Origin of the sequence: Saccharopolyspora sp., assembly GCF_017434145.1 — a bacterium.
Lineage (GTDB): Bacteria > Actinomycetota > Actinomycetes > Mycobacteriales > Pseudonocardiaceae > Saccharopolyspora_C > Saccharopolyspora_C galaxeae.
The window spans coordinates 1-9,961 of the sequence record NZ_JAFRFW010000124.1 but is presented as its reverse complement, the minus strand read 5'-3'; the positions used below and the strand labels follow the sequence as shown (position 1 = coordinate 9,961).

The 9,961-nt window shown below is 68.6% G+C and carries 6 protein-coding genes; all 6 read left to right on the top strand.

All coding sequences use genetic code 11. The features are described from left to right. On the top strand, positions 1-3,030 hold a 3,030-nt coding region (locus IJH84_RS03310; RefSeq protein WP_295140012.1), incomplete at its 5' end, for an ADP-ribosylglycohydrolase family protein. A 309-nt stretch (positions 3,031-3,339) separates the two neighbouring features. After that, positions 3,340-4,398: an ADP-ribosylglycohydrolase family protein gene (locus IJH84_RS03305; RefSeq protein WP_295140011.1), complete on the top strand. Its 1,059-nt coding sequence runs from the start codon at positions 3,340-3,342 to the stop codon at positions 4,396-4,398. 626 nt (positions 4,399-5,024) lie between these two features. After that, a complete protein-coding gene (gene rpsL, locus IJH84_RS03300; RefSeq protein ID WP_200069025.1) occupies positions 5,025-5,399 on the top strand; it encodes a 30S ribosomal protein S12 in 375 nt (124 codons plus the stop codon). Further along, positions 5,399-5,869 (top strand): 30S ribosomal protein S7, encoded by a 471-nt coding sequence (rpsG, locus tag IJH84_RS03295; protein ID WP_200069026.1) that lies wholly within the window; start codon positions 5,399-5,401, stop codon positions 5,867-5,869. Before rpsL ends, rpsG begins: the two co-directional genes overlap by 1 nt. 76 nt (positions 5,870-5,945) lie before the next feature. Beyond that, on the top strand, positions 5,946-8,048 hold the full coding sequence (gene fusA, locus IJH84_RS03290; RefSeq protein WP_200069027.1) for an elongation factor G: 2,103 nt from the start codon (positions 5,946-5,948) through the stop codon (positions 8,046-8,048). Positions 8,049-8,193: 145 nt separating this feature from the next. Continuing rightward, on the top strand, positions 8,194-9,387 hold the full coding sequence (tuf, locus tag IJH84_RS03285) for an elongation factor Tu (protein ID WP_295140007.1): 1,194 nt from the start codon (positions 8,194-8,196) through the stop codon (positions 9,385-9,387). Positions 9,388-9,961 lie beyond the last annotated feature (574 nt).

Below are 9,961 nucleotides of genomic sequence, written 5' to 3'. Positions count from 1 at the left end.
GTCAACGTGCACGGTGCGACGGGTTTCCACGCGGACGTGCTGGCTCAGCTGATCCAGGGCGACATCGGGCTCTGGGACGCGGTCGGGCTCGCCGATGCCCGGCTGAGCTCGTTGAACACCGGAGCGGCCGCCCCGGCAGCGGTGCGCCGGGCGGTGCACGCGGCGATGTTCGCGACCCGCGGCGGCCGGCGGCCGGCGCCCGCGGAACTGGATGCCGAGTTCGAAACGGAGCAGCAGCCGGGTGAGCTGGGCACCGCGCTGGCCGCCGTCGGAGCGGGCGGCGGATTCCCCGCGGCCGTGCTCACGGCGGTGAACGTCTCCGCGGACAGCAGCGTCACCGGAGCACTGGCTGGCCAGCTCGCCGGAGCGCTGTACGGGCCGGACGCGATTCCGCCGCGGTGGCGCGAGGAACTGGAACTCGCCGAGATCATCGAGACGTTGTGCGCGGATGCCGCGGAGGCCTTCGCGCCGCCACCGCCGCCTCCGCCGCTGCCCAAGTGGGCGCAGCGCTATGTCGCCGATCCGCACCGTGCCACGCCTGCGCCGCGGGAGCTGGGCGCCGCGCCGCCCGCGGAGCCGATGACCACTGTGGACAGTGGTCGCGGTCCGGAACCGGCGCGGCAGGTGGACGGCAACAACGATCCGACGATGGTCATCGACCTGAGCAAGGTGGATTTCGATCGGCCGCGGTCCGCCGAACCCGCGCCCGCGCAGCCCGAACCCGCGCAGCCCGAACCGCAGTTCCCACCCGCGGACCAGGAGCCCCGGCCGGTCGCGGACACCTCCGCCGAACCGACCGACCGCACCGATCTGTCCCGACTGGACTTCGGTAGCGAGGACGACGATCCGGTCGACGCCGACCGGCCTGCGCCGAGCATCACGCCGGACTTCAGCAACAACATGTTCGGCCTCTCCGCGGACCGCACCGACCGGGAGGAGTTGTCGAGGCTGGCCAGGCTGGTCTCGTTACGTCCCGAGGAAGCGGGCCGCATCCCGGCCGAGCCACCACCGCAGCCCGCGCGAGATGCCGGCTCGGGGGCGGACGCGCCTGCCGACCGCTCCGATGCGGCTGCTGCGGAGCCGTCGGAAGTCGGCGGGGTGGCGGACGAGCAGCCCGCGTCGGCGTTCGCGGAGTCCGCGGAATCTTGGGATGAGCCTGCTGAGCCGGTTCAGCAGTGGCAGGAGCCTGTTGGTTCGGAGTCGGTCCCGTCGATGGGTGAGCAGCCCGCGTCGGCGTTCGCGCAATCCGCCGAATCTTGGGAAGAGCTTGCTGAGCCCGTTCAGCAGTGGCAGGAACCCGGGCGCTCCGAGTCGTACTCGCCGGTGGGCGAGCAGCCCGCTCCTGTGCCGGAGGAGTCCGTCGGACAGGCTTGGGATGAGCCTGTTGAGCCGGTTCAGCAGTGGCAGGAGCCTGGGCGTTCGGAGTCGGAGCCGTCGACGGGCGAACAGTCCGAGCCCGCGCCCGCGGACTCCGCTGCGCAGCTCTGGGAAGCACCCGTCCAGCAGGCGCAGACATCGGACGAAGCGGTCGCCGCGGAAGCTCCGGAATCCCCCGACGAGCACGCGGACCAGCCGGAGCCTTCCGAGACGCACACCGATCCGCTCCCGGTTTCCGAGGCGCGCGCGGCTAAACCGGTCTCCGGCGGCCACGCGAAGCCCGAGTTCACCGACGAGGTCGCGCCCTCGCTGACCGAGCGGGTGCTCGGCTGCTTCCTCGGCGGCGCGCTCGGTGACGCGCTCGGTTCGGACCTGGAGTTCGCCACCGCCGAGCAGATCACCGAGCGGTTCGGGCCCGGCGGCCCGCAAGGACTCCGCGAGGCGTACGGCGTGCCGGGTGCCATCACCGACGACACGCAGATGACGCTGTTCACCGCGGAGGGCCTCATCCGCGGCAGCGTCGCCCGCCGCACCCTCGGCGGCACCGACCCGATGCCGGAGGTGCAGCTGGCCTACCAGCGCTGGCTGCACACCCAGGGCGTCGAGTGGGAGGCCGCCGCGGGCGTGTTCCACGACCGGTATCCGCAACCGGACGGCTGGCTGATGGGGGTGCGCGGCCTGTTCAGCACCCGCGCCCCCGGAAAGACGATCTTCCGCGCGCTGTCGCGCTTCGGCGATGGGCAGCAGGCGGGCTCGTTGGCCGAGCCGGTCAACGACTCGAAGGGCTGCGGCGGCGTGATGCGGGCAGCTCCCGTGGCGCTGTACTCGCCCGACCCGCCGGTCGCGTTCGAGTTCGCGGCCCGGGTGACGGCGCTGACGCACGGCCACCCGTCCGGCTACCTGTCCGCGGGTGCACTGGCCGTGATCGTCCAGCAGGCGCTGCTCGGCCAAACCCTCGACGACGGCGTGTGGCTGGCGTTGCAGGTCCTCGAGACCTGGGACGGGCACGAGGAGACCAGCGAGCTGCTCAAGCTGGCCGTGGAACTGGCCGAGCAGGGCGAGCCCACGCCGGAGCAGATCGCCGAGACCCTCGGCGGCGGTTGGGTCGGCGAGCAGGCGCTGGCGATCGCGGTGTGCGCCGCGCTCGCGGGCGGCGATGTGCCGAACTCGCTGCGCATCGCGGTGCACCACGACGGTGACAGCGATTCCACCGGTGCGATCTGCGGCAACATCGTCGGCGCGTTGACCGGGGTGGGAGAGCTCCCGGTGAGCTGGCTGGCCGACCTGGAACTGCGCGACGTCGTCGAGCAGATCGCGCTGGATTGCGTCGCGGAGTTCGGCGAACCGCTGCTGCACGATCCGGACTCCCCGGAGCCCCCGGCCGATGAGCGGCCCGCCGACGAGGAGTGGGACCAGCGCTATCCGGTGCAGCCGCTGCCCGCCGCCGGGCGGGGTGATTCGCCGACGGCCCTGCTGCCCGCGGTGGGCGCACCGGTGTCCGAGTCCGCGCAGCCCGGCGATGCTCCGGCCGAGCCCGAGCAGGCGGCTCCGGACGCGCCCGCGGATCCAGAGCCGCTGGCCGCGTTCCCCGCGCCGAAGCCTGCTCCGCGCCGCATCCACGGTGCACAGCCCGCCTACGACAGCGAGGGCTGAGGGCGATCCGATCGGTTTCGCCGTGATCCGGGATACAGCGGCCGAATGCGGTGAATCGACTCTCGGCCAGTGTTGATGTTGATAGCGTTCTCGCCGGCCAAGGACGCAGCGCTGCGTGGACGTCGAACCGCGCGGTGTCGCGAGCGTTCGGGTCGGCGGCATCAGCGCGGCTGAGCGGATGGTCCGCGAAACGACGGCGAGTGGTAACGGCGGTACCCGATCTTGCGCGATGATTCGACGCAGGCAGGCTCGACTTCGCCTGCCGACGCGATGTCTCCCCGCACCCCTCAAGAATGCTTCATCGCCTCGATGCTCGCCGGTGCACTTGGCGATGCCCTCGGCTATGCGATCGAGTTCCACGACATCGGGATGATCCGCCGCTATCACGGGGATCACGGGCTCACCGAGCCGGTCCTGCGGGATGGCGTCGCGCAGATCTCCGATGACACGCAGATGATGCTGTTCACCGCGGAAGGACTGATCCGCGCGCACGTCGCGCGCCGGATCAAGCCCGTGGACAACGACCCGGTTCCCGAGGTGCAGCACGCTTACCTGCGGTGGCTGCACACCCAGAACCGGCCGTGGGAGCAGGCCGGTGGTCCTTACGCGCAGCACCTCCAGGTCCCGGACGGGTGGTTGATCAGCAACCAGGAGCTGTTCGCGCCGCGGGCCCCGGGCAGCACTTGCATGTCGGCATTGCTGAACTTCGCGCGGACGCATCAGCACGCGACCCCGGACCACCGGATCAACGACTCCAAGGGCTGCGGCGGGGTCATGCGGGCCGTTCCGGTCGCGGTGTGGTCGAACGATCCGGCCGAGGTCTTCTGGGCCGCGGTCGGGACGGCGGCGCTGACCCATGGTCATCCCAGCGGCTTCGTGTCGGCCGGCGTGCTCGCCGTGCTCGTGCACCAGTTGCTGCGGGATGTCTCGTTGCCGGAAAGCGTGCGGATGGCGCGTGAACTCCTCGTGCGCTGGCCGGGTCACGAAGAGCAGTTGCGGGCGTTGGACGCCGCCGTCCAGCTCGCGAACAAGCGGCCGATCGGTCCCGAAGAGCTCAAGGAGACGCTGGGAGAGGGTTGGACCGGTGAGGAAGCGCTCGCGATCGGGCTCTACTCCGTGCTGGCGACCGAGGACCTGCGCAGCGCGCTGCTGCTGTCGGTGAACCACTCGGGAGACTCGGACTCCACCGGCATCGTCTGCGGCAACATCGCGGGTGCGCTGTACGGTACTCGGGCCGTTCCCCCGGAATGGCTGCGCGCGCTGGAACTGCGGGACGTGATCGAGGCGCTGGCCACCGACGCGCTGACTGAGTTCAGCCCCGCCGCGCCTACCGACCCGGCTTGGACCCGGCGCTATCCTGCCTGGTGAGGAGTTCATGGTCGGCGCACGGCGCTGCCCGCCGTCCATTTGCGGTGTTGCCGGTCCTGGACAGCGCCACGAGCGGACGACCGCGTCGCAGCACCTCGAGGTCTGCGCGGCTCACCGGGCGCCGGGGCCCGCCGCCGCGTCCGCTCGCACCCCTTGTCATCGCGGGTAAAGTCGCGAAGAACACCACACCATTAGCTCGGTCTGCGGCGCTTGGGGACGACCGAGCAGGTCATGGGGACCCCGTTTTGACCCCCTCAGAACGGGGCGGGTATCTTTGCTTATCGGACCCGAAAGCGATCGGGTCGGTCCGTATGCCCGTGCGTGCGACGTGGTCGTTGAGGTGACTGGTTCATCGAGGTGACCGCGACCATGGACATGGGCCGTGCGGAACTCTCCTGACAACCATCGGGTTCGTTCCTGTCGGTTCGCTCCCGTGGGAGACACCATTAGCGCCGCAAGGGCCGGGGAGTGGCCGACACGCCCGACCTCGTGGTGCGGGGGAGTCCCAAGTACACAGTGCCTGCCAGGTGCTCGGCGCCAGGGCACGTGCCCGGACGCCGACTCGTGCGAGCGCCGCCGGGCGAGAGCAACCACGAAGACGCGAACGCTCAAGAGAAAGCCGGTCCATGCCCACCATCCAGCAGCTGGTCCGTAAGGGCCGCCAGGACAAGGCCGCGAAGACCAAGACCGCGGCGCTCAAGGGGAGCCCGCAGCGGCGCGGCGTGTGCACTCGCGTGTACACCACGACCCCGAAGAAGCCCAACTCGGCACTGCGCAAGGTCGCCCGTGTCAAGCTCACCAGCGGCACCGAGATCACGGCCTACATCCCGGGTGAGGGGCACAACCTGCAGGAGCACTCGATCGTGCTCGTTCGCGGCGGCCGTGTGAAGGACCTCCCCGGCGTGCGCTACAAGATCATCCGCGGGTCCGCTGACACGCAAGGCGTGAAGAACCGCAAGCAGGCTCGCAGCCGGTACGGCGCGAAGAAGGAGAAGAGCTGATGCCCCGCAAGGGTCCGGCCCCGAAGCGGCCGCTGAACGCCGACCCCGTGTACAGCTCGCCGCTGGTCACGCAGTTGGTGAACAAGGTCCTGGTCGACGGCAAGCGCTCGCTGGCCGAGCGGATCGTCTACGGCGCGCTGGAAGGCGCCCGGGAGAAGACCGGCACCGACCCGGTGGTCACGCTCAAGCGCGCGCTGGACAACGTCAAGCCGACCCTGGAGGTCCGCAGCCGCCGCGTCGGTGGCGCGACCTACCAGGTGCCGATCGAGGTTCGCGCCGGCCGCTCCACCACGCTGGCCCTGCGCTGGCTGGTCACCTTCTCCCGCAAGCGCCGGGAGAAGACCATGGTCGAGCGCCTGATGAACGAGCTGCTCGACGCCAGCAACGGACTCGGCGCGAGCGTCAAGAAGCGCGAAGACACGCACAAGATGGCGGAGTCCAACAAGGCCTTCGCGCACTACCGCTGGTGACGACGGGTCGGCTCCTGCCCGCCTCGGCTCACCGATTCGACGGCTTGCACCTGCTGTAGGACCGGGGAAGAAACTCGTGGCACGCGACGTGCTGACGGACCTCACGAAGGTCCGCAACATCGGCATCATGGCCCACATCGATGCGGGCAAGACCACCGCGACCGAACGGATCCTCTTCTACACGGGGATCAACCACAAGCTCGGTGAGACGCACGACGGCGCGTCGACGATGGACTGGATGGCCGAGGAGCAGAAGCGGGGGATCACGATCACCTCGGCTGCTACCACGACCTTCTGGGGCGACTGCCAGATCAACATCATCGACACGCCGGGGCACGTCGACTTCACCGCCGAGGTGGAGCGTTCGCTGCGCGTCCTGGACGGTGCCGTCGCCGTCTTCGACGGCAAGGAAGGTGTCGAGCCGCAGTCCGAGCAGGTCTGGCGGCAGGCGGACAAGTACGACGTGCCGCGCATCTGCTTCATCAACAAGATGGACAAGCTGGGCGCGGACTACTACTTCAGCGTGGACACCATCCGCGAACGGCTCGGTGCCCGCCCGCTGGTGCTGCAGCTGCCCATCGGCCGGGAATCCGAGTTCGAGGGCGTCGTCGACCTGATCAGCATGAAGGCGCTGACCTGGCGCGGTGACGTGAAGAAGGGCGAGCAGTACGAGATCGAGGACATCCCCGCGGACCTGGCCGAGAGCGCGGCCAAGTACCGCGAGGAGCTCATCGAGGCCGTGGCGGAGTCCGATGAAGAGCTGATGGAGGCCTACTTCGGTGGTGCGGAGCTGACCACCGAGCAGATCAAGACCGGCATCCGCAAGCTCACCATCAACCGCGAGGCGTTCCCGGTGCTGTGCGGCAGCGCGTTCAAGAACAAGGGCGTGCAGCCCATGCTCGACGCGGTGGTCGACTTCCTGCCGTCGCCGCTGGACGTGCCGCCGGTGCAGGGCCTGCTGCGGGACGGCGAGACCGAGGCCGAGCGCAAGCCGAGCACCCAGGAGCCGTTCGCGGCGCTGGTCTCGAAGGTTTCGGTGCACCCGTTCTACGGCAAGCTGACCTACGTCCGGGTCTACTCCGGCAAGATCTCCCAGGGTGCGCAGATCATGAACGCCACCCGGGAGCGCAAGGAGCGCATCGGGAAGCTGTTCCAGATGCACTCCAACAAGGAGAACCCGGTCGAGGAGGCGCAGGCGGGGCACATCTACGCCGTGGTGGGGCTCAAGGAGACCACCACCGGTGACACGCTCTGCGACCCGCAGAACCCGATCGTGCTCGAGTCGATGACCTTCCCGGAACCGGTCATCGACGTGGCGGTCGAGCCGAAGACCAAGGCCGACCAGGAGAAGCTGTCCACGGCGATCCAGAAGCTCGCCGAGGAGGACCCGACCTTCCGCGTCCACCACGACGAGGAGACCGGTCAGATGGTCCTGTCCGGCATGGGTGAGCTGCACCTGGAAGTCCTGGTCAACCGGATGAAGACGGACTTCAAGGTCGAGGCGAACATCGGTAAGCCGCAGGTGGCCTACCGGGAGACGATTCGCAAGCCGGTCGAGAAGTACGAGTACACGCACAAGAAGCAGACCGGTGGTTCCGGGCAGTTCGCCCGCGTCATCATCGCGCTCGAGCCGATCGAGCAGACCGCGGACAGTGCGACGTACGAGTTCGACAACAAGGTCACCGGCGGCCGCATCCCGCGCGAATACATTCCGTCGGTGGACGAAGGCGCCCAGGACGCCATGCAGTACGGCGTGCTGGCCGGCTACCCGCTGGTCGGCGTCAAGATGACGCTGCTGGACGGCCAGTACCACGAGGTCGACTCCTCGGAGATGGCGTTCAAGGTCGCCGGTTCGATCGCGATGAAGGAGGCCGCGCAGAAGGCTTCCCCGGCGATCCTGGAACCGGTGATGGCGGTCGAGGTGACCACGCCCGAGGACTACATGGGCGATGTCATCGGCGACTTGAACTCCCGACGTGGCCAGATCCAGGCCATGGAGGAGCGCAGCGGTGCGCGCGTCGTCAAGGCGCAGGTGCCGCTGTCCGAGATGTTCGGGTATGTCGGCGACCTGCGTTCTCGGACGCAGGGCCGCGCGAACTACTCGATGGTGTTCGACTCCTATGCCGAGGTTCCCGCGAACGTGGCGAAGGAGATCATCGCGAAGGCTACGGGCGAGTAATTCCCTGTAGTTCGGGGGCGGGTGGCCGCCGGTCGTCCGCCGCCAAACCCGACAGGACTCCGCCTGGCACTGAATCTTCGCGTCAGCAACGCGGGGACTGGCAAGTCGTACGGCGGAAAGAGAACAAGTCCAGGAGGACAATCCAGTGGCGAAGGCGAAGTTCGAGAGGGACAAGCCGCACGTCAACATCGTGACCATCTGTCACGTTGACCACGGCAAGACCACGCTGACCGCGGCCATCACCAAGGTGCTGCACGAAAAGCACCCGGAGCTGAACCCCTTCACGCCGTTCGACGAGATCGACAAGGCTCCGGAAGAGAAGACCCGCGGCATCACGATTCAGATCGCGCACGTCGAGTACCAGACCGAGAAGCGTCACTACGCGCACGTCGACGCTCCCGGTCAAGCCGACTACGTGAAGAACATGATCACCGGTGCCGCCCAGAGGGACGGTGCGATCCTGGTGGTCGCGGCGACCGACGGTCCGATGCCGCAGACCCGCGAGCACGTGCTGCTGGCCCGCCAGGTGGGCGTGCCCTACATCCTCGTCGCGCTGAACAAGGCCGACATGGTCGACGACGAGGAGATCATGGAGCTCGTGGAGATGGAGGTCCGCGAGCTGCTGACCGGCGAGGAGTACGCCGGCGACGACGTTCCGGTCGTCCGCGTCTCCGCGCTGAAGGCGCTGGAAGGCGACCCGGAGTGGACTGACAAGATCATGCAGCTCCTGGACGCCGTGGACGAGAACGTCCCGGACCCGCAGCGCGCGACCGACCAGCCCTTCCTGATGCCGGTCGAGGACGTCTTCTCGATCACCGGCCGCGGCACCGTGGTGACCGGCCGGGTCGAGCGCGGCATCATCAAGACCAGCGAAGAGGTCGAGCTGGTCGGCATCAAGGACAAGTCGATCAAGACCACGGTCACCGGCGTCGAGATGTTCCGCAAGCTGCTGGACCAGGGCCAGGCCGGGGACACAGTCGGCCTGCTGATCCGCGGCACCAAGCGCGAAGAAGTCGAGCGCGGCATGGTCGTCGGCAAGCCGGGGACCACGACCCCGCACACCGAGTTCGAGTGCCAGGTCTTCATCCGGTCCAAGGAGGACGGTGGCCGGCACACCCCGTTCTTCAACAACTACCGGCCGCAGTTCTACTTCCGCACCACCGACGTGACCGGTGTGGTGACCCTCCCCGAGGGCACCGAGATGGTCATGCCGGGCGACAACGTCGAGATGTCGGTGCAGCTCATCCAGCCGATCGCGATGGAGGAAGGCCTCCGCTTCGCGATTCGCGAGGGTGGCCGCACGGTCGGCGCCGGCCGCGTTACCAAGATCAACAAGTGATCTGAGGGCGAGGACCCGTTCCAGTAGGGGCGGGTCCTCGTCGGTTTTCCGGGGCCGTACCGCGGTGCTGCCCGGAAAGCCACCCCCGATTCGGGCTGGCGCAAGGCATGTGCCATCCTGTATGGGTTGCTCGTTCGGAGCGGCCGGTTTCCACCAGTCGTTCGGCGTTCGGAGAATTGTCCGTCGAGCTGGGGAAGTCCCGGCCGCTCCGCTGCGAGAAGCCCGCGCCCTGGAAGTTTCGGATCAGGACCGGTTTCGGCCGGGCCTGGGCGCTGCGATCCGCTGGTTCGCGGTATTCGCCGGTCCGGCAGGGTGCAAAGCAAGAGGTGTACGGGTCTTCGGGATCTTTTCCGGCGAGTTCTTCGCGCGGAATCATCTCAGCGGCCCATCCCAGCGGCGGAGTTCGGTGGGACCGGTTTGTGCACAGTGGGCGACACGCCCGACCGCGTGTACCGGGCACCAGCAACCTGAACAGGGGCGGACCGAGGGCTGATCGCCCGGGCGGTTCTTCCGCGCGGAGCGTTCGCACGGCCCAGGCCGCGACGGGCACCCGAAGCCCATGGGCGCCAGGCGC

Coding starts and splice junctions, on each gene's coding strand:
- IJH84_RS03305 (WP_295140011.1), top strand. CDS start 3,340: ATGCTCGCCGGTGCACTTGGCGATGCCCTCGGCTATGCGATCGAGTTC.
- rpsL (WP_200069025.1), top strand. CDS start 5,025: ATGCCCACCATCCAGCAGCTGGTCCGTAAGGGCCGCCAGGACAAGGCC.
- rpsG (WP_200069026.1), top strand. CDS start 5,399: ATGCCCCGCAAGGGTCCGGCCCCGAAGCGGCCGCTGAACGCCGACCCC.